The 26,189-nt window shown below is 62.9% G+C and carries 21 protein-coding genes; 4 read left to right on the top strand and 17 right to left on the bottom strand.

From position 1 onward, the window contains the following. Nucleotides 1-115 precede the first annotated feature (115 nt). From ACVC5H_RS20735 to ACVC5H_RS20695, 9 genes are all read right to left on the bottom strand, one after another. Entirely contained in the window at nt 116-1,090 is a 975-nt protein-coding gene (locus ACVC5H_RS20735; protein ID WP_489619619.1) for a LysR family transcriptional regulator, read from the bottom strand. Nucleotides 1,091-1,121: 31 nt separating this feature from the next. Further along, nucleotides 1,122-2,141, bottom strand: a complete 1,020-nt coding sequence (locus tag ACVC5H_RS20730) for a histone deacetylase family protein (protein ID WP_489619618.1) — start codon at nt 2,139-2,141, stop codon at nt 1,122-1,124. Then, nucleotides 2,141-3,478, bottom strand: a complete 1,338-nt coding sequence (locus ACVC5H_RS20725; protein ID WP_489619617.1) for an MFS transporter — start codon at nt 3,476-3,478, stop codon at nt 2,141-2,143. The genes ACVC5H_RS20730 and ACVC5H_RS20725 overlap by 1 nt, the downstream gene beginning before the upstream one ends. 192 nt (nt 3,479-3,670) lie before the next feature. Continuing rightward, nucleotides 3,671-5,128 carry an NADP-dependent succinate-semialdehyde dehydrogenase gene (gene gabD / locus ACVC5H_RS20720; RefSeq protein ID WP_489619616.1) on the bottom strand — a complete coding sequence of 486 codons (1,458 nt, stop codon included), beginning with the start codon at nt 5,126-5,128 and terminating at the stop codon, nt 3,671-3,673. A 30-nt stretch (nt 5,129-5,158) separates the two neighbouring features. Continuing rightward, nucleotides 5,159-5,992, bottom strand: coding sequence for an ABC transporter permease (locus ACVC5H_RS20715; RefSeq protein WP_489619615.1), 834 nt, complete (start codon nt 5,990-5,992; stop codon nt 5,159-5,161). A gap of 28 nt (nt 5,993-6,020) precedes the next feature. After that, nucleotides 6,021-7,301 carry an ABC transporter permease gene (locus ACVC5H_RS20710; RefSeq protein ID WP_489619614.1) on the bottom strand — a complete coding sequence of 427 codons (1,281 nt, stop codon included), beginning with the start codon at nt 7,299-7,301 and terminating at the stop codon, nt 6,021-6,023. 83 nt (nt 7,302-7,384) lie between these two features. Further along, complete coding sequence (locus ACVC5H_RS20705; protein ID WP_489619613.1) at nt 7,385-8,428, bottom strand: ABC transporter substrate-binding protein; 1,044 nt, start codon at nt 8,426-8,428, stop codon at nt 7,385-7,387. A gap of 173 nt (nt 8,429-8,601) precedes the next feature. Then, the gene (locus ACVC5H_RS20700; RefSeq protein WP_489619612.1) at nt 8,602-9,744 is read right to left on the bottom strand and encodes an ABC transporter ATP-binding protein; all 1,143 of its coding nucleotides are present in this window, start codon (nt 9,742-9,744) and stop codon (nt 8,602-8,604) included. 80 nt (nt 9,745-9,824) lie between these two features. Continuing rightward, on the bottom strand, nt 9,825-11,105 hold the full coding sequence (locus ACVC5H_RS20695) for a 4-aminobutyrate--2-oxoglutarate transaminase (RefSeq protein WP_489619611.1): 1,281 nt from the start codon (nt 11,103-11,105) through the stop codon (nt 9,825-9,827). A gap of 135 nt (nt 11,106-11,240) precedes the next feature. Between ACVC5H_RS20695 and pdxR the strand changes: the two genes are divergently transcribed. After that, nucleotides 11,241-12,821 carry a MocR-like pyridoxine biosynthesis transcription factor PdxR gene (gene pdxR / locus ACVC5H_RS20690; RefSeq protein WP_489619610.1) on the top strand — a complete coding sequence of 527 codons (1,581 nt, stop codon included), beginning with the start codon at nt 11,241-11,243 and terminating at the stop codon, nt 12,819-12,821. 12 nt (nt 12,822-12,833) lie between these two features. Here the strand turns inward: pdxR and ACVC5H_RS20685 are convergent, their stop codons facing one another. Continuing rightward, nucleotides 12,834-14,141: an aspartate carbamoyltransferase gene (locus tag ACVC5H_RS20685; protein ID WP_489619609.1), complete on the bottom strand. Its 1,308-nt coding sequence runs from the start codon at nt 14,139-14,141 to the stop codon at nt 12,834-12,836. A 250-nt stretch (nt 14,142-14,391) separates the two neighbouring features. On the opposite strand from ACVC5H_RS20685, the gene ACVC5H_RS20680 reads away from it, so the two are divergent. Together ACVC5H_RS20680 and ACVC5H_RS20675 are read left to right on the top strand one after the other, a co-directional pair. Beyond that, nucleotides 14,392-15,393: a zinc-binding alcohol dehydrogenase family protein gene (locus ACVC5H_RS20680; RefSeq protein ID WP_489619608.1), complete on the top strand. Its 1,002-nt coding sequence runs from the start codon at nt 14,392-14,394 to the stop codon at nt 15,391-15,393. Between the two features lie 500 nt (nt 15,394-15,893). Then, nucleotides 15,894-17,216, top strand: a complete 1,323-nt coding sequence (locus ACVC5H_RS20675; RefSeq protein WP_489619607.1) for a hemolysin family protein — start codon at nt 15,894-15,896, stop codon at nt 17,214-17,216. Between the two features lie 114 nt (nt 17,217-17,330). Here the strand turns inward: ACVC5H_RS20675 and ACVC5H_RS20670 are convergent, their stop codons facing one another. From ACVC5H_RS20670 to ACVC5H_RS20640, 7 genes are all read right to left on the bottom strand, one after another. Further along, on the bottom strand, nt 17,331-17,882 hold the full coding sequence (locus ACVC5H_RS20670) for a helix-turn-helix domain-containing protein (RefSeq protein ID WP_489619606.1): 552 nt from the start codon (nt 17,880-17,882) through the stop codon (nt 17,331-17,333). After that, nucleotides 17,828-18,403 carry a hypothetical protein gene (locus tag ACVC5H_RS20665; RefSeq protein ID WP_489619605.1) on the bottom strand — a complete coding sequence of 192 codons (576 nt, stop codon included), beginning with the start codon at nt 18,401-18,403 and terminating at the stop codon, nt 17,828-17,830. Before ACVC5H_RS20665 ends, ACVC5H_RS20670 begins: the two co-directional genes overlap by 55 nt. A gap of 628 nt (nt 18,404-19,031) precedes the next feature. Beyond that, nucleotides 19,032-20,792 (bottom strand): gamma-glutamyltransferase, encoded by a 1,761-nt coding sequence (ggt, locus tag ACVC5H_RS20660; protein ID WP_489619604.1) that lies wholly within the window; start codon nt 20,790-20,792, stop codon nt 19,032-19,034. A gap of 245 nt (nt 20,793-21,037) precedes the next feature. Then, nucleotides 21,038-22,096 carry an HTH-type transcriptional regulator GntR gene (gene gntR, locus ACVC5H_RS20655; RefSeq protein WP_489622739.1) on the bottom strand — a complete coding sequence of 353 codons (1,059 nt, stop codon included), beginning with the start codon at nt 22,094-22,096 and terminating at the stop codon, nt 21,038-21,040. 104 nt (nt 22,097-22,200) lie between these two features. Beyond that, nucleotides 22,201-22,626, bottom strand: a complete 426-nt coding sequence (arsC, locus tag ACVC5H_RS20650; RefSeq protein WP_489619603.1) for an arsenate reductase (glutaredoxin) — start codon at nt 22,624-22,626, stop codon at nt 22,201-22,203. A 68-nt stretch (nt 22,627-22,694) separates the two neighbouring features. Further along, nucleotides 22,695-23,981, bottom strand: a complete 1,287-nt coding sequence (locus ACVC5H_RS20645; protein ID WP_489619602.1) for an arsenic transporter — start codon at nt 23,979-23,981, stop codon at nt 22,695-22,697. A gap of 27 nt (nt 23,982-24,008) precedes the next feature. Beyond that, nucleotides 24,009-24,350: an ArsR/SmtB family transcription factor gene (locus ACVC5H_RS20640; protein ID WP_489619601.1), complete on the bottom strand. Its 342-nt coding sequence runs from the start codon at nt 24,348-24,350 to the stop codon at nt 24,009-24,011. Nucleotides 24,351-24,817: 467 nt separating this feature from the next. On the opposite strand from ACVC5H_RS20640, the gene ACVC5H_RS20635 reads away from it, so the two are divergent. Continuing rightward, nucleotides 24,818-26,170: a GntP family permease gene (locus ACVC5H_RS20635; RefSeq protein WP_489619600.1), complete on the top strand. Its 1,353-nt coding sequence runs from the start codon at nt 24,818-24,820 to the stop codon at nt 26,168-26,170. The last annotated feature ends 19 nt before the right edge of the window (nt 26,171-26,189 follow it).

The raw sequence follows: 26,189 nt of genomic DNA, 5'->3' as shown, positions 1-26,189 counted from the left end.
GAGGCAAGTGACGGAATTGAGTATAAAAGAGCGATTTTGCTCTTTAAGTCCGGCCAGATTCTTGCAAATGGGCAAATGAAAACGCTGGCCTGAACCAAGTACATTTACCGTACATTCAAGCCGTCCTCACCTCCAGCGGCACCCGCTGGATGAAGCGCTCGAAGGACGACAGAAATGCCTGTTCCGGCGCAGACAGCTTGCGCCTTCCATGCCAGGTCAGGAAGACGTCGATCTCGGCCACCGGCCCGCCCAGCGGCAGCACCTTCAACTGGCCATCGGCCACATCCGGTCCGGCCAGGTGCTCGGGCAGGAAACTCAGGCCGACCCCGGCGATCACCAGGCGGCGGATCTCTTCCACGTGCGGCGAGGTGGCAGCGATATGGCCGGTGAAGCCCTGCTGATCCCGGAAGACCGTCAGCGGTGAAAGCGTATCGCCCAACTGGTCGCTGGCAAAGCAGACGAAATTCTGTACCAGCAGTTCGGCCATGCTGACACTGCGTTGGGCAAACAGCGGATGATGCCGTCCGCACACCAGCACGTAGCGATGTCGCAGGAACAGCCGCCGTTCCAGTTTCTCCACCGGCTTGCGGCACAGACACAAGCCCAGTCCGCTGCTGCCCTTGGCCAGGGTGTCGAGAATGGCGGCGCTCTGCATGACATCGATGCGGAATTCCACGCGCGGATAGCGGCGATGGAATCGCGCCAGGAAATCGTCATACGCCGCACTCTGCACCCGGCTCATCAGCAGCAGGCGCAGCGTGCCCGCCACATCCTCGCCAGCATGGCCGGCAGCGACTTCGATGCGCGCCACCATGCCATACATCTCGCGCGCCACGGCATAGATTTCCTCGCCCAACGGGGTCAGTCGGAATTCGCCATGGCGCCGGTGCAGCAGCACGCCGCCGAGATTGTCTTCCAGCCGCCGCAGTGCCTGGCTGACCGCCGGCTGGCTCAGGCAGAGTGTGCTGGCGGCGCGGCCCACGCCGCGCTCCTGCACCACGAACATGAAGGTCCGCAACAGATTCCAGTCCATGCGCTCGGAGGAGAACGCGGGCAGGGGCGGGCGCAGGCTGGCGGGATCGTGGCGCATGAGGGGCTCGGCGAAGGAAGATCGGAAGGATTCAAACGGACTCCAGTCCGGCAAAGAAGCGCGCCGCGTTATCCTGCAATCCGGCCAGATAGTAACCGCCTTCCTGCACCACCAGCGTGGGCAATCCCAATGCGCCGACCTCGCGCCCCAGCCGTTCGAACCCGGCGCTGCTCACCCCCACCACGGCCTGGGGATCTTTCTCGAAGATGTCGAAGCCCAGCGCGAGCACCAGTACCTCCGGCTGATACAGTGCAATGGCGCGGCAAGCCTGCGCCAGCCGCGCGAAGAACACCGCTTCGGGCGAGCCGTGCGGCATGGGCAGATTGAGGTTGTAGCCCAGGCCCTCGCCGCTGCCGCGCTCCTCTTCGAAGCCCGCCACTGCGGGATAGAAATTCTCCGGGTCGCCATGGATGGAGATGTACATCACGTCACGCCGTGCGTAAAAGATTTCCTGGATGCCCTGGCCGTGATGCATGTCGGTATCGAGGATCAGGACGCGGCGATGCTTTTCACTGAGCATCTGGGCGGCGATGGCGGCATTGTTCAGGTAGCAGAACCCGCCAGCCGCATCGCGCCGCGCATGGTGGCCGGGCGGGCGGCACAGCGCATAGGCGCGCCGTTCGCCCTCCAGCAGCGCCTGCGCCCCGGCCATGGCGCACTGCGCCGACCAGTAAGCCGACTGCCAGGTATGCGGTCCGACCGGACAGCTGCCATCGGCCAGGTAGCGTGCCGCCTTGGCCAGCACGCCGCGCAGCGGATTGGGTTCGCGCACGAAGACGTTGGAGACCACTTCCTGGCCCCAGTCATCAGGCAAGGCCATCCACTGCGCATGCGCCTCCTGCAGAAATTGCAGGTAGTCCAGCGCGTGTACGGCGCTGATGGCGGCCGCTCCCGCATCCGGTGGCGCCTGCACCGCAAAGCCAAGATGCGTGGCCTGGGCGGCCAGTTCGTCCAGCCGTTCCGGCACTTCCTGCGGTATGCGCATCTTGCCGCGCGAGAAGTAGCTCTGGGGGTGGTGCAGCTTTTGTGCGGGATGGTAAAAAGTTTTCATCAGCTCTCCTGTATGTGCAGATGATGAGACATGGACATGGCGCGCTCCCGCCCCAGCCGTGCCACGCACAGCATCGACAGCAGCGAGATGCATGAGAACAGCAGTGCCAGCGGCCACCACTGGCCCCGGAACTGTTCGGCCAGGACTGTGCCCAGAAGGGGCGTGAGGCCGCCGAAGATGGCCCCCGAGACCTGGTAGGCCATGGAGATGCCGGTATAGCGTATACGTGTCGGGAAGGCTTCGCTGACGAAGCCGGCGATGACCGCGTAATACGCACCGATGAAGAGGATGGCGATGGCGACCCCGGCCGTGACGCTGGCCAGCGAACCGAGATCGAGCAGCGAAAACATGGCATAGGGCGAGACGACCGAGAGCGCCGCCATCGTCACCAGGAAACGGTGATTGCCCGACAGCCGCGCCAGATGGGCGGCTACAGGCGTGATGAAGAATTGCATCACCGACACCAGCAGCAAGCCGTTCAATACCAGGGCCCGCTCCAGATGCAGGTATTGCGTGGTGTAGACCAACATGAAGGTATTGGTAAAGTAGAAGCCGGCGATGCCCAGCACGTTGGCACCGATGGCCAGCATCAGCAGGCCGGGTGCGCCGCGCAGCACCTCGGCCAGAGGGGCGCTTTCCGCTCTGGCCGCTGCGGGTGCGGGTGCACTGGCGCGGCGCCGCTGTTCGTCCAGGAAATCGGGCGACTCCTGCACCGAGAGCCGGATCGCAAAACCGACTGCCAGCAGCAGCGCGCTCATCAGGAAGGGAATGCGCCAGCCCCAGTCGAGGAAGGCAGCGTTGTCGAGGCTGCTGACCAGCTTGAACATGAGCGTGGCCAGGATCAGCCCGGCCGGACTGCCCAGTTGTGCGAAGGAGGCCAGGAAGGTACGGCGGCTCTGGTCCGGCGAATGCTCACTGGCCATGAGCACGGCACCGCCCCATTCCCCGCCCACCGCGATGCCCTGGATGAAGCGCAGGGCGACCAGGGCGATGGGTGCCCAGATGCCGATGCTGGCATAGGTCGGCAGCAGTCCGATGAGGACCGTGACCGTGCCCATCATCAGGAGCGTGATGACCAGCGATTTCTTGCGGCCTGCGCGGTCGCCGATATAGCCGAACACAGCACCGCCCAGCGGCCGCGCCAGGAAGCCCACGGCGAAGGTGCCGAAGGACGCCAGCGTGCCGTAGAAGCCGCTGGTGGTGGGAAAGAACAATTTACCGAACACCAGGGCCGAGGCCGTGGCATAGATGTAGAAGTCGTACCATTCGATCATGGTGCCGATGAAGGCCGCCAGAGAGGCGCGTACGGGCTGGTGACGAGATGCTGCGGTGTGCATGATTCAGTCTCCCGAGGGGTTGTCGAGGTGAGGGGGAACTGAAGTTATACGGCTGCTGCGCTCATAAGAAAAATTAGCTTTTTGAATTCTTTACATTCGGATTTCTTATGTCTGCCGCCAACGAAAACGCCGCGCGGCTGTCAGAACAGCGGCGCGGCGTCTTGATGCCGATGATTGCTGCGTTTCAGGCCATCAGATCCCGCCCATACACAAATACTTCACAACCAGATAATCGTCGATGCCGTAGTGCGATCCTTCCCGCCCCAATCCCGACTGCTTCACGCCACCAAACGGCGCGACCTCATTGGAGATGAGCCCGGTATTGATCCCCACCATGCCGGACTCCAATCCTTCTGCCACGCGCCAGATGCGGCCGATGTCGCGTGAATAGAAATAGCTGGCCAGGCCGAATTCGGTATCGTTGGCCAGGGCCAAGGCTTCTTCATCGGTCTTGAAGCGGAACAGCGGCGCCATCGGGCCAAAGGTTTCTTCGCGCGCCACTTGCATGGCCGGGGTCACGTCCGCCAGCACGGTGGGTTCGAAGAAGCTGTGGCCCAGCGCATGGCGCTTGCCGCCCAGCAGCACACGGGCACCCTTGCCGACGGCATCGGCGATGTGCTGCTCGACCTTCTTGACGGCTTGCTCGTTGATCAGCGGGCCTTGGGTCACGCCGTTTTCCATGCCGTCGCCAACCTTCAGTTTCTTGACCGCCTCCACCAGCTTGGCCGCGAAGGCGTCATACACGCCCTCCTGCACGTAGATGCGGTTGGCGCACACGCAGGTCTGGCCGGCATTGCGGTACTTGGAAGCGATGGCACCCTCGACCGCGGCATCCAGATCGGCATCGTCAAAGACGATGAAGGGCGCGTTGCCGCCCAGCTCCAGCGAGAGTTTCTTGATGCTCGATGCGCTCTGCTGCATCAGCAGCTTGCCCACGCCCGTGGAACCGGTGAAGCTGATCTTGCGCACGATGGGGTTGGAGGTCATCTCGCCACCGATGTCCTTGGCGCTGCCGGTAACCACGCTGAAGATGCCCGCCGGCACGCCCGCACGCTCGGCCAGCACGGCCAGGGCCAGGGCCGAGAAGGGCGTGGCTTCGGCCGGCTTCAAGACCATCGGACAACCTGCGGCCAACGCCGGGCCTGCCTTGCGGGTAATCATTGCAGCCGGGAAATTCCACGGCGTGATGGCGGCGCACACACCGATGGCTTCCTTGATGACCACGATGCGGTTGGTGGGCGAAGGCGAGGGAATGGTATCGCCATAGGTGCGCTTGCCTTCTTCGGCGAACCACTCGATGAAGGAAGCGGCATAGCCGATCTCGCCCTTGGCCTCGGCCAGCGGCTTGCCCTGCTCGGCGGTCATGATCAGGGCCAGGTCGTCGGCGTTGGCCAGCATCAGCTCGTACCAGCGGCGCAGGATCGCGCTGCGTTCCTTTGCGGTCTTCTTCTTCCAGGCGGGCCAGGCGGCGTTGGCAGCCTCAATGGCGCGGCGCGTTTCGGCTGCGCCCATCATGGGCACGCTGCCCAGCAGGGTGCCATTGGCGGGGTTGTGGACCTCAAGCTTGCCGCCCTGGTCGGCGTCGCACCACTGGCCGTTGAGATAGGCCTGCTGGCGCAGCAGGGAAGGATCTTTGAGTTGTTGCAGCATGTCGGTTCTCCGTGAAAGAGGGCGCAGGGCTCAGAAGCGCGCTGCGGCCTTGTTGCGCCCGCGCAGCCATTCCAGGGCCAGCAGCAGGCAGGTCGAAAAGAGAATCAGGATCGTCGCCAGGGCGGCGATGGTCGGGCTGATGTTGTCCTTGATGCCGGCAAACATCTGGCGCGGCAAGGTGGCTTGCTCGGGCCCGGCCACGAACAAGGTCAGAACGACTTCATCGAAAGAAGTTGCAAACGCGAACAGCGCACCCGAGATCAGCCCCGGCGCGATCACCGGCAAGGTGATCCGGAAGAAGGTGCGCAAGGGGCTCGCGCCCAGGCTGAGGCTGGCGCGCACCAGGTTGTGGTTGAAGCCCTGCAGTGTGGCCAGCACGGTGGTGACGACGAAGGGCGCACCCAGCGCGGCGTGCGCCAGGATCAGGCCGAGATAGCTGTCCGAGAGCCCGATGCGCGCAAAGAACAGGTACACGCCCACGCCCACCACGACCACCGGCACGATCATGGGCGAGATCAGGATCGCCATCAGGATGCCCTTGCCACGGAAATCGGCCTTGTTCAGACCGACCGCAGCCAGCGTGCCCAGCACGGTGGCAATGACGGTCGCGGCGGGGGCGACGATGAAGCTGTTCTGTGCGGCGCGGATCCAGTCGTCCGAGCTGAACAGGTTCTCGTACCAGCGCAGCGAGAAGCCCTTGATGGGATACATCAGGAAACTGCTGTCAGAGAACGACAGCGGGATCATCACCAGGATCGGCGAGACCAGGAACAGCAGCACCAGCAAATTGAAGCCGCGCGAAGCAAAGAACCAGGCGCGTTCGACCAGCGAGGTGTAGGGCGGAAAGAGTGGCGGTTTGTTCATGGCGTATTCCTTGGATTCTTCAATGGCATCAGCTGATGCCCACGTCGACCTTGGCGAAGCGGCGATAGACGCCGTACAGCACCAGGGTCGCCGCCAGCAGCAGGGCACCCAGCGCGCAGGCCATGCCCCAGTTGATGGTGGTATTGATGAAGTAGGCGATGAAGTAGCTCACCATCTGTTCGTTCGGACCACCCAGCAGCGCCGGGGTGATGTAGTAGCCACCGGCCATGATGAAGACCAGCAGCACGCCCGCGCCCACACCCGGATAGGTCTGCGGCACGTACACGCGCCAGAACGCGGCGAAGGGATGGCTGCCCAGCGAGACGGCGGCTTTCAGGTAAGTTGGCGGCACCGATTTCATGACGCTGTAGAGCGGCAGGATCATGAAGGGCAGCAGGATGTGGGTCATCGAGATATACACGCCGACACGGTTGAAGACCAGCTCCAGCGGCGATTGTGTGAGACCTGCCAGCATCAGCGCCTTGTTGACCAGCCCTTCGGACTGCAGCAGCACGATCCAGGCCGCCACGCGCACCAGGATCGAGGTCCAGAAGGGAATGAGTACCAGGATCATCAGCAGGTTGGCGCGGCGCTCCGGCATGGTGGAGAGCCAGTAGGCCAGCGGATAGGCCAACAGCAGCGTGAAGAAGGTGACCACCGCGCTCATCCACAGCGTGCGGCCGAAGATGGTGCGGTAGATCGAGGATTCAGGTGGTGCGGCTTCGATGTCGCCGAAGACGTTCTGGCGCAGGTCCAGCGAAGCCAGCAGGTAATAGGGGGAGTAGACCGAGCCATTCTGGGCGATCACGCGCCACACGTCCGGCTGGCCCCATTGCGCATTGAGGGCGATGATGGCTTCGCGTGCGGCAGCTGGGCTCAAGGGTTTGCCCTCGGCATCGCGCAGCGGCATGGCGCGTGCGGTGCCCATCACCAGCGAGCGCGAGCCGGACATCTCGATGTTCAGACGCCGTGCCAGGTTGCCGGCGGTGGTGTCTTCCTTGGCGCGGGCCAGGTCTTCTGCCAGGGCCGAATAGGCCTGGTCGGGCAGGGCCGACTTGCGATCCCATTTGGCCAGCACGGCCACGGTCTGCGGCAGGGTGGTGGCGACTTCGGGATTTTCGATGGCGCGCTGCAGGAGGGCCACGATGGGCGCCACGAAGGTCAGCAGCAGGAAGATCGCCAGCGGTGCGATCAGGGCCAGCGCACCGAGGCGCTTGCGGGTCTGGGCGGCGCGCAGGTCGCGCTTGAGTTGCTGCGGATCAGGTTCGGCCAGGGGCATGGCGGCGGAGCGGGTGGCGATGGTGGTCATGTCTCGGGTGTCCGGTGGCAGCGGAGTTCAAGGCAGCGATCCCGCCGGTCGGGGCGGGATCGCTGTCGGTACGGCGTGCAGGCTTACTTCGCAATCCAGGCCGCGAAGCGTTGTTCCAGCTCTTCACCGTGGTCAGTCCAGAACTGCAGGCTCAATTGCACCGCATCCTTGGCATTGCCCGGGGAGGTCGGCAGGTCGGCCAGGGTCTTGGCATCCAGCAGCTTCAACGCACCCTTGTTGACGGGGCCGTAGGCGATGTTGTTGGCATAGACCTTCTGGTTTTCCGGCTGGCTGGCAAAGCTGATGAACTTCTCGGCCAGGGCCTTGTTCGGCGAACCCTTCGGGATCACCCAGTAATCCAGGGTGTAGACGCTGCCGGCCCACACCACCTTGAGGTTCTTGCCTTCGCGCTGGGCGGCGTCGATGCGGCCGTTGTAGGCGTTGGCCATCACCACGTCACCCGAGGCCAGGAACTGCGCCGGCAGGGCGCCTGCATCCCACCACTGGATGTTGGGCTTCAACTGGTCCAGCTTCTTGAAGGCGCGATCCACGCCTTCCTTGGTGGCCAGCACCTTGTAGACGTCCTTGGTCGGCACGCCGTCGGCCATCAGGGCGAACTCCAGGTTGTACTGGGCGCTCTTCTTCATGCCGCGCTTGCCGGGGAATTTCTTGGTATCCCAGAAATCGGCCCAGCCCTTCGGTGCGGTCTTGAGCTTGTCGGCGTTGTAGGCCAGCACGGTGGACCAGACGAAGGCGCCCATGCCGCATTCGCTGACGGTGGCTTCGGGGATGTAGTCATCCTTCTTGATGGTCTTGGCCAGATCCAGTTTTTCGATCAGGCCATCGTCACAGGCGCGGGTCAGGTCGCCGCCATCGATTTCCACCACGTCCCAGCTGACCTTCTTGGCCTCGACCATGGCCTTGACCTTGGCCAGTTCGCCGTTGAATTCGGCCGTCACGACCTTGGTGCCGGTGCTCTTCTGGAAGGGCTCCACGTAGGCGACCTTCTGTGCGTTGCCATTGGCACCACCGAAGTTGACCAGGGTCAGTTCAGCGGCAGAAGCTGCGCCGGAAAACAGCAGGCCCAAAGCGAGCGGGGACAGCAGGGCGGGTGACAGGCGTTTCATTGTTGTTCCTCGTTGGTTAACGTGCGTGTTGACTGTATTGAACTAAGTAAAAAAACCGACGCGCCGAGCGGCAATCTGATGCTGCCTCACGCATGGCGCCGGGGACTGCAAAGCACCAGGTACAGCAAAAAACAAAAGCTGAAAAACTAAGTAAACGGGAGCTTATGTCAGCTTCAGAGGAAGCAGCGCAGACGATCCTGCGCCACATGCAGCACCACGCTGCTGCCTTCGCTCAAACCGGCCAGTGCCGGGTCGGACAGCGAGAGCTTGACGAAGCAGTCTTCCTGCCCCGTCACCGTGCAGCGCACGCGCACGTGATCCCCAAAATAGATCAGGCCGGCGATGCTGGCGCGAATGCTGTTGGGTTCGGCGCTGCCACCCGCAGCCAGGCGGATGCGTTCCGGACGCACGCAGGCCGTGATGGTTTGTCCGGCATGGGCGCGATGCACGTTCAGTCCGGTGACCACCGTGCCATCGGCCAGGCGCACCGTACAGTGTTCGCCCTGCACCGATTCCACATTGCCCTTGAAGCGGTTGTTGTCGCCGATGAAGTTGGCGACGAATTGATTGTCGGGATATTCGTACAGCTCGGTCACGGGGGCCAGTTGCTGGATGACGCCCTGGTCGAACACCGCCACGCGGTCCGACATGGTGAGCGCTTCGCTCTGGTCGTGGGTGACGTAGACGAAGGTCACGCCCAGTCTCTTGTGCAGCGCCTTCAGTTCGAGCTGCATGTGTTCGCGCAGTTGCTTGTCCAGTGCGCCCAGCGGTTCGTCCATCAGCACCAGCTGAGGATCGAAGACCAGCGTGCGTGCCAGCGCCACGCGCTGCTGCTGGCCACCGGAGAGCTGGGTCGGATAGCGGTCGCCGAATTTACCCATCTGCACCATGTCCAGCGCCTGCTTGACCTTGGCTTCGCGGGTGGCACGGTCCATCTTGCGCACCGACAGCGGATAGGCCACGTTCTGCGCAATGGTCATGTGCGGGAACAGCGCATAGTTCTGGAACACCATGCCGATGTTCCGCTTGTGCGGCGGTACGCGATTGAGCAACTGGCCATCGAGGCGGATCTCGCCACCGGTGGGGAATTCGAAACCGGCCAGCATCATCAGGCAGGTGGTCTTGCCGGAGCCGGAGGGGCCCAGCAGGGTCAGGAATTCACCACGGCGAATGTCCAGATCCAGATTCTTGACGATCAGGTTTTCGCCGTCGTAGGTTTTCTTCACGCCACAGAACTGCACCAGCACGTCGCTGCTGCTGCCGGCTGCCGTCGCCTGTGCGGGTGCCGCTTGCTTCATTGCATAAGCTGCCATCATCGATCCTCTCTTATACGCAGGGCCGGATACATGGTCCGGCCCGTCTACCCTGTGCTGAAAGCTGCCTTGCAATGCAAGACTCAGGCCAGCTTGATCGCCTTGGCCAGAATGCCCAGCGCTTCATCCATGACGGTATCGGGAATCGTCAGCGGGAACAAGAAGCGGATCACGTTGCCGTAGCTGCCGCAGGTCAGCAGCAGCAGGCCGTTGTTCAATGCATGCTGCTGGACCTTCTTGGTGTACTCGGCATCGGGCTTGCCGGTGGCCGGATCGGCGAACTCCACGGCCACCATCGCGCCCACGCCGCGCACTTCGGCGATCTGCGGCACGGCCGAACGCCATTCGTTCAGATGTTCCTGCAGCTTGTCGCCGAGACGCTGGCCACGGGCCGGCAGTTTTTCTTCTTCCATCACGTCCAGCACGGCCAGCGCCGAGGCGATGGCCAGCGGGTTGCCGGCATAGGTGCCACCCAGGCCACCGGGGGCGGGCGCATCCATGATCTCGGCGCGGCCGTTGACGGCCGACAGCGGCATGCCGCCTGCCAGGCTCTTGGCCATGGTAATCAGGTCGGGCAGGACATCGTAATGTTCCATCGCAAACAATTTGCCGGTACGGCCATAGCCGGATTGCACTTCATCGGCGATCAGCAGGATGCCGTGCTCGTCGCAGATGGCACGCAGGCCGCGCATGAAGTCGGCCGGGGCGGCATAGAAACCGCCTTCGCCCTGCACCGGCTCCAGGATGATGGCGGCCACACGCTTGGCTTCGATGTCGTTCTTGAAGAGCGCTTTCACCGCATCCAGTGCGTGCTCGGTGCTGATGCCGTGCAAGGCGCTGGGGTAGGGCGCATGGAACACTTCACCGGGGAAGGGACCGAAGCCCAGCTTGTAGGGCGCGACCTTGCCGGTCAGCGCCATGCCCATCATGGTCCGGCCGTGGAAGGCGCCGCCGAAGGCGATCACGCCCGGACGGCCGGTGTGGGCGCGGGCGATCTTGATGGCGTTTTCCACGGCTTCGGCACCGGTGGAGAAGAAGGCGGTCTTCTTGGGATAGTTGCCCGGGGTCACCGCGTTGATGCGTTCGGCCAGTTCCACGTAGCTGGCGTAGGGCACGATCTGGTAGGCGGTGTGGGTGAACTTGTCCAGCTGGGCGCGCATGGCGTCGATCAGCTTGGGGTGGCGGTGGCCGGTGTTCAACACGGCGATGCCGGCGGCGAAGTCGATGAAGCGGCGGCCTTCCACATCCCACAGCTCGGAATTGGACGCCCGTTCGGCGTAGAAGTCACACATCACGCCCACACCGCGCGGGGTGGCGGCGTTCTTGCGCTGTTGCAGCGCTTGGTTGTTGGCCTTGCTGGTCATGGCTTGCTCCGATCTTGCTTCGTTAAGTGGCGCCGATGGCGCGGAAATGGGCAGGAAATTGCTGAATCGGGAAACAATATAAAACCGCAGTGGCACTGTAATATAGAGCCAATTTCAAATATTTGATGGTGCCACTTGAAACTCGCCTCCTTGTCCGATTATCTGCTGCTGCGCATCAATCGCACCCCCGCCAAGTCCGCGTCCGGCAAGGGCAAGGCCGCCAGCGGCCGCGAAAGCGGCGCAGCGAAGACCGCCAAAAATGTAAAGTCCGGTAATGAACGCATGCCCGTGAACCGGCAGATTTACCAGTTGATCCGCGAGGCCATCCTGGCCCACACGCTGCCGGCCGGGATGCAGTTGCCCTCCTCGCGTGACCTGGCGCTGGAGCTGGGCACCTCGCGCAATACGGTGACCTATGCGTATGAACAGTTGCTGGCCGAAGGCTATCTGGAGAGCCGCACCGGGTCCGGGACCTTCGTGGCCGACACCGCGCCCGACCAGATCCCCGAAGCGGTGGAACGCAAGGAGCCGCTGACCGACCCTTCCGGCAAGTCCGAACTCTCGGCGCGCGGCGCACTGCTCACGCGCCAGGCCGGCGTGGGCGAACGCCAGTGGGGTGCCTTCATGCCGGGCGTGCCGGACGTGACCTGCGTACCGCACAAGATCTGGGGACGTTTGCAGAACAAGCACTGGCGCCGTTCCAATTCGGATTTGCTGACCTATGGTCCCGGTGCCGGCTATGCCGGCCTGCGCGAGCAGATCGCGGAATATTTGCGCGTGGCACGCTCGGTCAATTGCACGCCCTCGCAGGTACTCATCACGACCGGCATCCACCAGTCCATCGACATCGTGGTCAAGCTGCTGGGCGAACATGGCGACACCGCCTGGGTGGAAGATCCGTGTTACTGGGGGACGCGCAGCGTGCTCAATTCGCTGGGCATCCAGTCGGTGCCCATTGCAGTGGACCAGGAAGGCATGCGCATGCGCCTGGCCAACCTGCGCCGGCCACCGCGCTTCATCTGCACCACGCCATCGCATCAGTATCCGCTGGGCATGGTGATGAGCCTGTCGCGGCGGCGCATGCTGCTGGAATATGCGGCCACCCACAAGGTCTGGATCATCGAGGATGACTACGACAGCGAATTCCGCTATGGCGGGCGTCCGCTGGCCTCGCTGCAGGGCATGGATACGCAGGACCGGGTGCTGTACATGGGCACCTTCAGCAAGATCATGTTTCCGGGATTGCGCATCGGTTTTCTGGTGGTGCCGGAGTCGTTGGCCCAGGCCTTTTCCACCGGCATTGCCGAGCTGTATCGCAATGGCCAGGTGTTCCTGCAGGCCACGCTGGCCGACTTCATGGCCGAGGGTCACTTCGCCTCGCACATCCGCAAGATGCGCGTGCTCTATGCCGAGCGGCTGCAGTTGCTGCAGCGGGCCATCAACCGGCATTTCGGCGAGAAGATGACCATCACCGGCGGCGAGGCCGGATTGCACCTGGTGCTGGGCCTGCCGCAGGACTGCGATGACGTGCTCATCTGCGAAGAAGCACTGGCGGCAGGCATCATCGTGCGCCCGCTGTCGCGCTACTACATGCATGCACGCGGGGCGCGGCGGGGCTTGCTGCTGGGGTATGCGAGCGTGCCCAATGACGAGATCGCACGGGCGTTTGACAAGCTGGCGGCGGTCATCAAGCCGCATCTGGCCGGCGCTGCCTGAGCGCCGGGGAAGCTATCGCCCGGTGGGGAGGTCGATATCTTCGACGGGAAAGTCATTCGGCCCGAGCGTGGCGGGTACCGCCCATAAGGCATCGCGCAGCGAGCGCTGTACCAGCCCCTCGACCCCGAGCAGCGTCGCAAAGATGGCCATGCGCACCGGCACGCCATTATCGGTTTGCCGGAAGATCGCCAGGCGCGCATCGCCATCCAGGTCGGTATGCAGATCGTGAGCACCGGGCCGGCTGTCGCGCGGCAGGGGATGCATCACGATGACGTCCGCCCGGCAATGCTGGTCGATGACTTTTTTGTTGATCTCGAAGGCCGCCAGGAAATCATCGATCTTCTCGCCGGTGAGTCGTTCGCGCTGGATGCGCGTGGTGTAGATGACGTCGGCGTCGGGCAGTGCATGGGCCAGCGAGTCGGTGGGCGTGACGATGTGGCCGCGTGCGGCGATGAGTTCGACGATTTCTGCCGGCATCTCCAGCGAGGGAGGCGAGACCAGCGTGAAACGCATGTTCCGGTACAGCGACAGCAGCTTGATCAGCGAGTGGGCGGTGCGGCCGTATTTGAGGTCGCCGGTGATGACGATGTGGGCGCCATCGACCAGCTTGCCCAGCCGCGAGAATTCGCGCTGCACCGTATAGAGGTCGATCAAGGCCTGCGTAGGATGCTCGCCTGCGCCATCGCCGCCGTTGATCAGCGGCACATGGGTGGCGGCAGCGAATTGCGCCACCGATCCCTGCTCGGGGTGACGCACCACGATCACGTCGGCATAGCCGCTGACAGTGCGGCTGGTATCGGCAATGGACTCGCCCTTGGCCATGGAGGAATAGGTGAATCCGGTGGTATCGCTCACCGAGCCACCCAGGCGCATGAAGGCCGAGGCAAAGCTTAAGCGGGTGCGGGTACTGGCCTCGAAGAACAGGTTGGCCAGCACTGCGCCCTCCAGAACGCGTGACACCTTGCGGCGTCGGGCGATGGGTTGCATGACGTCGGCCAGCATGAAGAGCCGTTCGGCCGAGTCGCGGCTGAACTGGTCCACCGAGAGCAGGTGGCTGAGACGGCCAAAGGCCGTGGGAATGGCCGTGGCCGCCGGGGTGGGCTGGGCGCCGGCCGATCCGCCGGTGCCGCTGGCCGCCAGGATCTCGGAAATGAAGCGCCGGGCCATTTCGGGCATGGCGCGGAATTCTCCTGATTCCTCCGGCAGCAGCCAGGTATCCAGCGCGCGTTTGGTGCAGCCGATGCGCTGGGACAGGCTTTCCCGGGTCAGGTTGAGGATGCGCATTGCGTCGCGCAGGAAGACTTGTTGAGGGAGGTTCATGGGTCAATAATATACACAAAGCGATTTATATTCAATATGAAATACGCAGTGCGTATATTTACCCCTTTCGAGGCTGCATTTTCGCCCCCACGATGAAACTCTTTCTGCCAGCCAAGGCTGGTTGGCGGGCATCCTCGTCCCTAATATGGGCGAAACGGCTTTTTGCTTCATATCGCCCTGTCATGGCAAAGGCTGGAAGCAGCGTACGTAGCCGGTGCCCATTTTTTAGGTTCATCTAAGAGGATTTTCCATGCAAGCCATCATCACCAACCCGCAAGCCCAGGCCATCAGCGACCCTGCTTCCCTGTCCGCGACCACCTTGCCCGATCCCGTCCCCGGCGAGCATGACCTGCTGGTGGAGGTCAAGGCCATCTCCGTCAATCCGGTCGATACCAAGATCCGCGCCAGCGCCAGCCAGTCCCGCGTGCTGGGCTGGGACGTCAGCGGCGTGGTGCGCGCGGTCGGTGCGAAGGTCACGCTCTTTGCGCCGGGCGATGAGGTCTTCTATGCCGGCGACATCACCCGTCCTGGCGCCAACAGCGAATTGCACGTGGTCGATGAACGCATCGTCGGCCGCAAGCCGGCCAGCCTTGGCCATGCTGACGCCGCAGCCATCCCGCTGACCGCCATCACCGCCTGGGAACTGCTGTTCGACCGCGTGGGCGTGGCCGAAGGAGCGGGGCAGGGACGGCGCCTGCTCCTCATCGGGGCTGCCGGTGGCGTGGGATCGATCCTGACCCAGCTGGCGCGCAAGCTCACGCAACTGACCGTGATCGGCACCGCCTCGCGCAAGGACACCGCGCAGTGGGTGAGCGAGCTGGGCGCGCACCACGTGATCGACCACAGCCAGCCCTTCAAGCCGCAGCTGGAGCAGTTGGGCATCCCTACGGTCGATATCGTCATCAGCCTGACCCACACCGACCAGCACTATGCGCAGATCATCGACGTGCTCGCGCCGCAAGGCCAGCTCGCGCTGATCGATGACCCCGCCACGCTGGATGCGGTGCCGCTCAAGCGCAAGAGCATTTCATTGCATTGGGAGTTGATGTTCACCCGCTCGATGTTCCAGACCGCCGACATGATCCGTCAACATGAGCTGCTGCAGCGGGTGTCGCAACTGCTGGATGAGGGCGTGTTGCGTACTACTACCGGGGAGCATTACGGACGCATCAGCGCGGAGAACCTGCGGCGTGCGCATGCCTTGCTGGAGTCGGGCAAGGCGAAGGGGAAGATTGTGCTGGAGGGTTTTTAAAGGAAGTGTTTTCCCTGGCTTAGTTTTTTGTCGGCATATAATCGCCCCATGTCAGTGACTAGGAGTAGCTCCAGTCGTTATGCTGACCTCTAGTCCGTCTGATTCTACCAATGGGGTTGCGGGGCTTGAATTGATTTCAAGCTCCGCAATCGTAGAGTTGAGCGCATGCGCTGTAACCGACCGATTAAAGATAAATCGCCGCTTCGGAGTCACTCAGGAACGGCGATTCTGTATTGAGACTGTTCCCAATAATCATCCGGGCCCGTTCGGACTGAGTAGGCCCATCGGGCCGTATCGAAGGCGCGCTGGCGATTGCTCGACAGGGGCTTAGAACGCGACAGCCTCAGCGCAAGCTTCGATACGCGGCTACACTGCTACTGAGCACGAACGGTCAACAGCGACGCCAGCAAAGCCGCAACAGCCCCTACCCGTGTTAAATTACGCAGTCCGGACCCGCCCAAGGCGTCCGGGCCCGTTGACAACCCCGATAGGAACCCTCGTTGGAAAACATATTACTGATCGTCGCAGCCTTCTTCCTGGTTGCGTTGAACGGTTTTTTCGTTGCAGCAGAATTCAGTCTGGTCAAGTTGCGTCAAACGCGCATCCGGGCCATCGCAAAAACACAAGGCATGCGCGGCCGTATCCTGGCCGTGGTCCACAATCAGCTCGATGCCTACCTCTCCGCCTGCCAGCTGGGCATCACCCTGGCCTCGCTGGGCCTGGGCTGGATCGGTGAACCCGCCTTCGCGCGCCTGCTGGAGCCGCTCTTCTCGCTGGTCGGCGTGACCAGTCAGGAGCTGATCCATGGCGTCTCCTTCGTGTTCGCCTTCTTCGTCATCTCCTTCCTGCACATCGTGGCCGGTGAACTGGCGCCCAAGTCGCTGGCCATCCGCAGCCCCGAGAAGCTGGGCCTGTGGTGCGCCGTGCCGCTGTATGGCTTTTACTGGGGCATGTATCCGCTGATCTGGGTGCTCAATGCCAGCTCCAACTGGCTGCTGCGCGTGGCCGGGCTGGGTGTCCATCATGGTCACGATGCGCATTATTCCTCGGACGAACTCAAGCTCATCCTGCGCGCCGGCAGCAAGAGCGGCAAGAGTGGCAAGTTCACCCGCGACGAATGGAATGTGCTGGCACAAAGCCTGAACTTCGCCGAACTGGATGTGGCCGACATCATGCGCCCGGCCAGCGAGATCGTGGCCCTGGGCGATGACAAGACCCTGGAAGAAAATCTCGACATCATTTACCGCAACCGCTATTCGCGTTATCCCTATTTCGACGCCGAGCGCCAGCAGGTGCTGGGCCTGGTGCATTTGAAGGATGTGTTCCTGGCGCAGCAGGACGGCCGCGCCATCAGCAACCTGAAGGATTACCTGCGTCCGGTGCAGTTCATCTCCCCGGCCTTGCCGGCGCTGGACCTGCTGAGGCGCTTCCGTACCGGTACGCCGCACTTCGCCATCATCGGCAAGAAGGGCCAGATGCCGCTGGGTTTCATCACGCTGGACAACATGCTGAGTTTTCTGGTCGGTGAGATCCGCGACGAATTCCGCCACAACACCGGCGAATGGAGCCGCCAGGATGACGGCACCCTGCTGGGCAAGGGCAGCCTGCCCATCGTGACGCTGGAACACATGCTGGGCATCGACATCGAGTATGACGACAGCATCGATTCCGTCGGCGGCCTGGTCATGGAAAAACTGGGCGACCTGCCCAAGGAAGGCCAGAAGATCGAGTTCCCCGCCTTTGATGTGGTCATCAAGCGGATGTCGGGGCCGAAGATCGTGCTGGTGAAGGTGTATCCGAAGAGCGGGGAACTGCGCGAGTAAGGCTGCTGGCAGCTTCTTCCCATGTGTTGACGGCATCGGTGAAGCAGTACAAGGTGCGTTCAGCCAGTCCCTTGAAAGTTTGGTGAAGCAGTGCAGGCAGGCGATGGCGTGAGCTCATCGCCTGCCTGTTTTATTTGGAAAGGTGGGCGGTTGTTCTTCCGCAGGCATGCCCTCCACCAGAAAGCTCGCCGTATAGCTCAGGAAGGCCTTGCCGCTGGCATTGGCGGCTTGGTAGTCGGCCACCAGCGTAGCGACCTCGCTCCTGAAGAGACTGGTCGTGGTCGATGCGCTCTGGCCGCTGAGCAGCCAGGTGATGTCGATGCCGAACTGTTCGCGCATGCCGCGCAGCAGCTTGCCACCGGGCACGCAGCGCCCGTGCTCGATCTGGCAGATGTGGTTGGGCGCGGTTTCCAGTGCGCGGGCGAAAAGATTCTGGCTGATGCCCATCTTGAGGCGAACGCTGCGCAGGCGTTCGCCGATGACCGTCAGATCGCGATACAAGCCCGGTGCCAGCAGGTTGGGGGCGGCCTGTAACGTGAAGCTGCCACGGCTGGAGTTGTCAGCAGTTTCGAAGGTATCGAAGCCCAGCATCTTGCCGCCCAGGCTGATGGTTACCAGATACTTCTGCTTGTTCTCAAGGCCAGCGCACCGGCTGCGATGGGCCATTGCACGCCCCAGTTCTTTTCGCTCTGTGAGTTGATTTCGGCATCGGAGATCTGGCTCTGGTTGTCGGGGGATTTGGTCGGCGTGAAGTTGGGTCGCTCGGTGTTGCCGCTGCTGCCGTGGGTTTCGGTGGCGGCGGCCGGGTCGCGCTCTCCCGGCTCGACCAGGACGGGCTTCTCGCCGTCTTCTTCGTCGTCCTTGCGGGCTTTCTTGTTCTTGGCGTTGTTCTGGTTGTAGCGCGTGATTTCCTTGGAACTGACGGTGAGGTTGGCCTCGGGCGAGACGTCGATCTTGTCGATCTGCTGGAACACGCTGCCCAGCGGCAGCCTGCCATCGGCGAACTGCAGCGAGGACTCCGGCGCGCTCATGGCACTGACCGCGCCATTGTTGATGATGATGCGGTCGCCATTCATCAGGATCAGCATCAGGTCCACGTCGAGGGCGCGCACGTCCTTGATGGTCTTGATGGAGATGTTCTTGAGGTAAGCGTCGGCGTCGGACAGCTTCAGGACGGTGATGGTCATGGTGGTACTCCCTTGAAAGTGACAAGTCGAAATCGGGTCACGCACGGTCTCGTCGGAAAACGCAGGCCTGCGGCAGGACACGGAGGTGCCAGCCATCAGGGCGCCATGTCAGCGCTGCGTGCAATCGGAACGGGATGGAATTCGTGCTCAGTGACAAATGCCTGCCATAGTGATGGCGTCGATTTGTCCTGATAAGGGGATCAAGGGAATAAAGCAGAAAAACAAAAATTTAACGAAATGTGCCTCTTCGGATTTCGATATTTTTCTCGAAAATTTTCTTTTGTTCTTTTGAATTTGTTCAAAAAAACAGGGAAGAAAGACCTGGTGTAGTCCGAAAAGCCGCTCTGGTAGCGGATTTCGTTATGGTGTGCCAATCGGGGGAAGTGAAACATGAACGCGGCAGCGAAAATTCACCGGAGTTCGAAGAAATTTATTGTGCCGGAATGAAAATAAGTTTTTGTAGATGGCTTCCGGGTTCAGATGGCCAATTTCGCAGATGAATTTTTATTTGCAAGCGCAAGCCGTCCGGCAAGAAAGAGAAACGGCCTCCTGATAAAAAAAAGGCTCCCGGCCAGTCAGCCGGGAGCCATCCTTGAGGGCCTGCCTGCGAGGGCAGCGGTTCAGCCCGTCAGAAGCCCATGGTACGGCCATCCGGATTGCGCGGATCCGAGAAGCCGTCGAAACCATCCGGCTTGATCTGGATGGTCTGGGTACGGCCCATGGAGGGTTGCACGCTGATCTTCTGGCCCTTGTCCTGGAGGATCTTGATGGTGTCGGCCGACAGGCCCTTTTCCACGCGCAGCTGGTCCGGCACCCACTGGTGGTGGATGCGCGGCGTGATGGTGGCTTCGGCCACGTTCATGTCGTGGTCGATCACGTTGAGGATGGTCTGCAGAGTGGTCGTGATGATGCGGCTGCCGCCGGGGCTGCCGGTGACCAGGAAGGGTTTGCCATCCTTGAGCACGAAGGTGGGCGACATCGACGACAGCGGACGCTTGTAGGGACCGACCGCATTGGCGTCGCCACCGATGAGGCCGAACGCATTGGGCACGCCCGGCTTGGCGGCGAAGTCATCCATCTCGTTGTTGAGCGTGATGCCGGTGCCGGTGGCGACGATGCCGCTGCCGAAGTTCAGGTTCAGCGTGTAGGTCGTGGCCACCAGGTTGCCGTCCTTGTCGGCCACCGAGAAGTGGGTGGTCTGGTCGCTTTCATACGGCTGCGGCTGGCCCGGCTTGATCTCGGCAGAAGGCGTGGCGCGGTCCGGGTTGATCTTCTTGGCCAGTTCGTCGGCATAGGCACGCGAGGTCAGGCCCTTGACCGGCACCTTGGTAAAGTCCGGGTCGCCCAGGTATTCGGAGCGGTCGGCATAGGCCAGCTTCATGGCTTCGGCCATCAGGTGGATGGTCTGGGCGCTGTCGGCACCGTACTGCTTCAGGGGATAGCGTTCCAGGATGTTCATCATCTGGATGATGTGCACCCCGCCCGAGCTTGGCGGCGGCATCGACATGACCTGGTAGCCGCGATAGTTGCCCGACACCGGCTCGCGCTCGACGACCTTGTAGTTCTTCAGGTCTTCGGCGGTGATGAGGCCGCCATGCTTGTCCATCTCGGCCACGATCTTCCTGGCGATGGCGCCGTCATAGAAGGCCTTGGGGCCTTCCTTGGCGATCAGGCGCAGCGACTTGGCCAGGTCCTTCTGGACCAGCAGTTCGCCTTCCTTGAGCGGGCGGCCGTCCTTGAAGAAGATCGCCTTGGAGGAATCCCACTGGCCCAGGTGTTCGCGCTCGGCCGAGAGGATCAGCGCCAGGCTGCGGCTGACCGGATAACCCTTGTCGGCCAGTTCGATGGCCGGCTGGATCACCTGCGACAGTTTCATCGTGCCGTACTTCGACAGCGCATGCGACAGCCCCGCCACCGTGCCCGGCACGCCCACGGCCAGGTGGGTGTAGAGCGAGCGGCCCGGGACCACGTTGCCCTTGTCGTCCAGGTACATGTTGCGGGTAGCGCGCTGGGGCGCCATCTCGCGGAAGTCCAGGGCGACGTTCTTGCCGGTCTTGGCATCGTGAATCATCATGAAACCACCGCCGCCGATGTTGCCCGCATTGGGCAGCACCACGGCCAGCGCAAAGCCCACGGCCACGCCGGCGTCCACCGCGTTGCCGCCTTTTTTGAGGATGTCCACGCCGACCCTGGTGGCCAGTTCCTGTTCGGTGGCCACCATGCCGTGCTGGCTGTGGACCGGGCTGATGATGTCATAGGTCAGGTCGTACTTGACCACGGGGGCCGAGGGCGGCGCCGTCTGGGCGGAAGCCGGCAGGAAGGCCAGCGCGCCGCACAGCGGCAGCAGCGCCAGGGCGGCGGGTTTGCAAAGACCGGTAAACGTCTGCATGAAGGTTGCTCCTGATGATCGGGACTTGGGAATCTACATATTATTTATAAGAATGCCGCCCGCCGCTGCAACTTTGCATCACCGTACTGCTGTGCTGCTGCATTCTTGCAGAGGAGAACGACATCGGGAGATTGTAGAGAATGGCCGTTTTCTGTCCAGAGGCGCGAGACGGCGTTGGATGGATTATTGGCGCGGATTCGTCCACGGATGTGGGGACTGCCCTTAGGTGAGGAAATGGCCGTGCTTCAGGTACTCTCGCGCACGGCCAGTTCAAAGCCCAGGTCCAGCCGGCCCTTGGGAATGTCTTCGCCCTTCAACTGGCGCACCAGCATTTCGGCCGACTTGTAGCCGATGTCGTAGCGCGGCGTGACCACGGTGGTGATGGAAGGCGTGGCGCAGGCCGCCCAGGAGAGATCGTTGAAGCCGGCGATGGCCATCTCGCGCGGCACGCAGATGCCCTGGCGCTGGCATTCGAAGAGCGCCCCCAGGGCCAGGTCATCATTGCAGCAGAACACCGAATCGCAGTCCGGATGCTCTTGCAGCACCCGGCGCAGCAGTTGCGCGCCCATGTCCACGGTGGTCGGTTCGGGCAGCAGCACTTCGATGTCGGGGGCGATGCCAGCTTCCAGCAAGCCTTTGCGGAAACCCTCGCGGCGTTTCATCATGCGCGGATCGAGCTGGGCCGCGAGGAACGCCGGGCGCCGGTAGCCGCGCTCCACCAGGTGTTGCGCCACCGCATGCCCGGCGCGGGTCTGCGAGAAGCCGACCGAGTAGTCATGGTGGCTGCGGCCCAGGTCGAACATGCGCACTGCAGGAATGTCGCGGCTGGCGGGACGGGCCTGCAGGATGTCGTGCTGCTCGCTGCTGGAGAGCAGGAATCCTGCCGGCGCGTGCGCCAGGTAGGTGGCGATGAGCTGCTCTTCCTTGGCCCGGTCGTAGCCGGTCTCACCAATCAGGAACTGGTAGCCGGCGCTGGCCAGGTAATCGCGGATACCGGAGAGTGTCTCGATGAAGACCGCATTGGTGAGCGAAGGCACCAGCACCGCAATCACCAGCGAGCGCGCCGAGGCCAGGGTGGAGGCGGCCTGGTTGGGCACGTAGCCGAGCCGGTCGATGGCTTCGAGGATGCGCTGGCGCGACTGTTCCTGCACCAGGCCTGGATTTTTCAGGGCGCGCGAGACCGTCATCGAGCTGACCCCGGCCGCGGCCGCCACGTCGATGATGGTGATGCGCCCGGTGGCACGGCTGCCACGCACGGCGGGAGGAGACTTGGGCTTGGACTTGGGTGCTGCGCGCTGGGTCATGGATGCAGGCAAGGGCGGTCATTCGGAGTGGCGACATGATACCTGCTTGCCGCCTCGCCGCCCATCCTCAAGCCCTCTCCGGCCGATGCGCCGGGCGGGGCGGCTCAGGGGCGGGTCACGACCCGCCCCTGTTCATCGACGACCACTTCGCCATCTTCCTTGCGCAATGGCCCCTGCTGTGCCTGGGGCAGGATGTCCAGCACGCGTTCGGAGGGCCGGCATAGCCGGGTTCCCAGGGACGTGACCACAAAGGGCCGGTTGATCAGGATGGGATGCGCGAGCATGGCATCGAGCAGTTGCTGATCGCTCAGGCTGGTGTCCTCCAGGCCCAGCGCGGCATAGGGCGTGTCCTTCTGGCGCAGGGCTTCGCGCACGGTCAGGCCGGCCTCATGGATCATCCTGGTCAGTTCTTCCCGGCTCGGCGGGTTTTGCAGATAGTCGACGATGCGAGGCTCCTCACCGCTGTTGCGGATCATCGCCAGGGTATTGCGGGAAGTGCCGCAAGCCGGGTTGTGGTAGATCGTGATCATGGAGATATCCTCGATGGCAGGTGGAATTCGTGATGAACTACGCAAGGCCGTGCCGGCACCGTGATGCCTCACCCGAGGGTGAGCCGCAGGGCCAGCGCTGCTAGCGTCACCAGCAGCACGGGCAGGGTCAGCAGTGCGCCCACGCAAAAGTAGTAGCCCCAGGTGATGCGCAGGTTCTTGCTTTCCAGCACGTGCAGCCAGAGCAAGGTGGCCAGGCTGCCAATGGGGGTGATCTTGGGGCCCAGGTCGCAGCCGATGACGTTGGCATACACCATCGCCTGCCTGACTGCGCCTTGCGCCGTGCTGGCATCGATCGACAGGGCTCCTACCAGGACTGTGGGCATGTTGTTCATGACCGATGAGAGTCCGGCCGCGAGCACGCCGGTGCCCACGGCGGCGCCCCACACGCCGTGGGCGGCGAACGCGTTCAGTGCGGCCGTGATGTACTGGGTCAGGCCGGCGTTGCGCAGCCCGTAGACCACCAGATACATCCCCAGCGCGAAGAACACGATCTGCCATGGCGCGCCCAGCAGCAGCGTGCGGGTGGAGATGACGCGGCCCCTGGCCGCCACTGCCAGCAGAATGAGTGCGCCGACGGCTGCCACGGCGCTTACGGGCAGGCCCCATCCCTCCAGCCAGAAAAACCCGGCCAGCAGCAGGACCAGCACCCAGCCGCCAGCGATGAACGTGGCGCGGTCACGGATGGCACTGGCCGGTTCCGGCAGCGTGGCGTGGTCATAGCTGGCCGGAATGTCGCGGCGGAAGTAGAGAAACAGGACCAGCAGCGTCATCGCCACTGCCGCCAGATCGACCGGGATCATCACCGCTGCATAGCTGGCGAATCCGATGTGGAAGAAGTCCGCCGAGACGATGTTGACCAGATTGGACACTACCAGCGGCAGGCTGGCGGTATCGGCAATGAAGCCTGCGGCCATCACGAAGGCCAGCGTCGCCCTGGGCGGGAACCGTAGCGCCTGCAGCATCGCAATGACGATGGGCGTAAGGATCAGGGCGGCACCGTCATTGGCGAACAGGGCCGACACCGCAGCGCCCAGCAGGATCAGCAGCATGAACAGCATGCGCGCATTGCCCCCTCCCCAGCGTGCTACATGCAAGGCTGCCCAGGCGAAGAAGCCGGCCTGGTCCAGCAGCAAGCTGATGAGGATGATGGCGATGAAGGTGCCGGTGGCGTTCCAGACGATATGCCAGACCACCGGGATGTCGCCCGGATGGATGACCCCCGCCGCCAGCGCCGCCGCCGCACCGGCACAGGCGCTCCAGCCGATGCCCAGGCCCCTGGGCTGCCAGATCACGAAGAGCAGGGTGAGCAGGAAGATCAGAACGGCAGACAGCATTTTTTATCCTCGTCGACGCAACGGTCATCAGGAGCGCGCACTGCCAGCCTCCGCAACACGGCAGGCACTCGCGGGGGAGCACGGGTTGCCGCCGCAGCAGTTCTCGGTCAGGAAGCTCAATACTTCATTCATCACCGTGTAGTTGGCGGCATAGATGACGAAGCGGCCCTCCTGGCGGGCACTCACCAGTCCGGCATGGGAAAGCTCCTTCATATGGAAAGAAAGCGACGAGGGCGCGATGCCCAGCGCCTCGCCGATCTTGCCGGCGTGGCTGCCCTGCGGCCCCACCTGGACCAGATGACGGTAAATGGCCAGGCGCGATTCTTGCGCCAAGGCGGCAAGGGCGGTGATGACGGTGCTCGGTTCCATGGTGGCTGGGCTTTCTTTTCTTGCCGACGAGGGGCCTTGATAATTCAATATTTCAATTATTATTGAAATGAAGCGGACTTGGCAAGCCTTTCCTTCGCACACGTTGCAGCAGATACAGCGGACCAGTCGGTTATTTCCGTGAGGACAGCTTCTACCGCACCGCAGCACAACAAGTGTTTGACCGCCGCAAAATGTTAGCGTTATCATCGCGCCGCATGTTAACGCTAACATCCGAACCTCCGGGAACACGGCGGCGGGGCTGGCGACGGCATACCACACTCAGGCTGGAATCCGCTGCATCCCTCGTGGGTTCCTCTATAAAAACACTACGCAGATAGTGCAGATGCCCGTGCCTTCCCGAGGACCGGCCGCAGGAGACGTTCGCCCCGCTCAATCCCGGCGGGAGGGCGCTGCTGCGCTCCATCCCGGATGTGCACGCCATCGGCTATCGGCAACCGGAGATTCCCATGCTAGGCATGAGCCACGACGCCACCTTGCTGTTCAACGCAGTCATTGCGATCCTCGCGCTGATCCTGATGATCACGCGCCTGCGCATCCATCCCTTCATCGCCCTGACCATTACCTCGGGCCTGCTGGGCCTGATCTCGGGCATGCCGCTGCCCAAGATCGTCAAGTCCTTCCAGGACGGCTTCGGCGGCGTGCTCGGTTTCGTGGGCATCGTGCTGGGCCTGGGTACCATGCTGGGCAAGCTCATGGCCGAGTCCGGCGGTGCTGACCAGATCGCCCAGACCCTGGTGCGCGCCTTCGGTCGCGAGCGCGTGCACTGGGCCATGATGATGGGCGCCTTCCTGGTCGGCATTCCACTGTTCTTCGAGATCGGCTTCGTGCTGCTGATCCCGCTGGTGTTCATCGTGGCGCGCCGCTCGGGCGTGCCGCTGTTCAAGATCGGCATGCCCATGCTGGCCAGCCTGTCGGTGATGCACGGCCTGGTGCCGCCGCATCCGGGGCCGCTGCTGGCCATCGGCATCTTCGGCGCCGATATCGGCAAGACCATCTTCTACGGCCTGGTGGTGGGCCTGCCCACCGTCATCATCGCCGGTCCCATGTTCGGTGCCTTCATCTCGCGCTACGTCGACATCAAGCCCTCCGAAGACCTGATGGAGCAACTGGCGCGCGAGCCGCAGACCACCAACCTGCCGGGCTTTGCCACCACCTTGATCACGGTGCTCTCGCCGGTCTTCCTGATGCTGTTGAAGACCTTCGTCGACGTCACCCTGCCTGAAGGCCACGCCATGCGCGACCTGATGGACTTCATCGGCAACCCCATCGTGGCCCTGCTGGCCGCGCTGCTGCTGGCCATGTGGACCTTCGGCCTGGCCCGTGGCTTCACCCGCCAGCAGCTGCTGAAGTTCGTGGACCAGAGCCTGGCCCCGACCGCAGCCATCGTGCTGATCATCGGTGCGGGTGGCGGCTTCAAGCAGATGCTGGTCAATTCCGGCGTGGGCACTGCCATCGGCCAGCTGGCCGTGCATGCGCAGATCTCGCCGCTGCTGCTGGCCTGGTTCGTGGCCGGCGTGATCCGCGTGGCCACCGGTTCGGCCACCGTCGCCACCATCACGGGCGCCGGCATCGTGGCACCGCTGGTGGCGCTGATCCCCGGCACCAACAAGGAACTGCTGGTGCTGGCTACCGGCGCCGGTTCGCTGATCCTGTCGCACGTCAACGATGCCGGCTTCTGGCTGGTCAAGGAATACTTCAACATGAGCGTCGGTGAAACCTTCAAGACCTGGACGGTGATGGAAACCCTGATCTCGGTTGTTGCTATCATCTTCATCATGTTGCTCAACCTGGTCGTCTAAGACCGCTTGTACCGCCCGG

The sequence above is a fragment of the Herbaspirillum sp. Her3 genome (assembly GCF_057961275.1).
The sequence above is the reverse complement of the archived record's forward strand: the minus strand, read 5'-3'. Positions and strand labels throughout refer to the sequence as shown.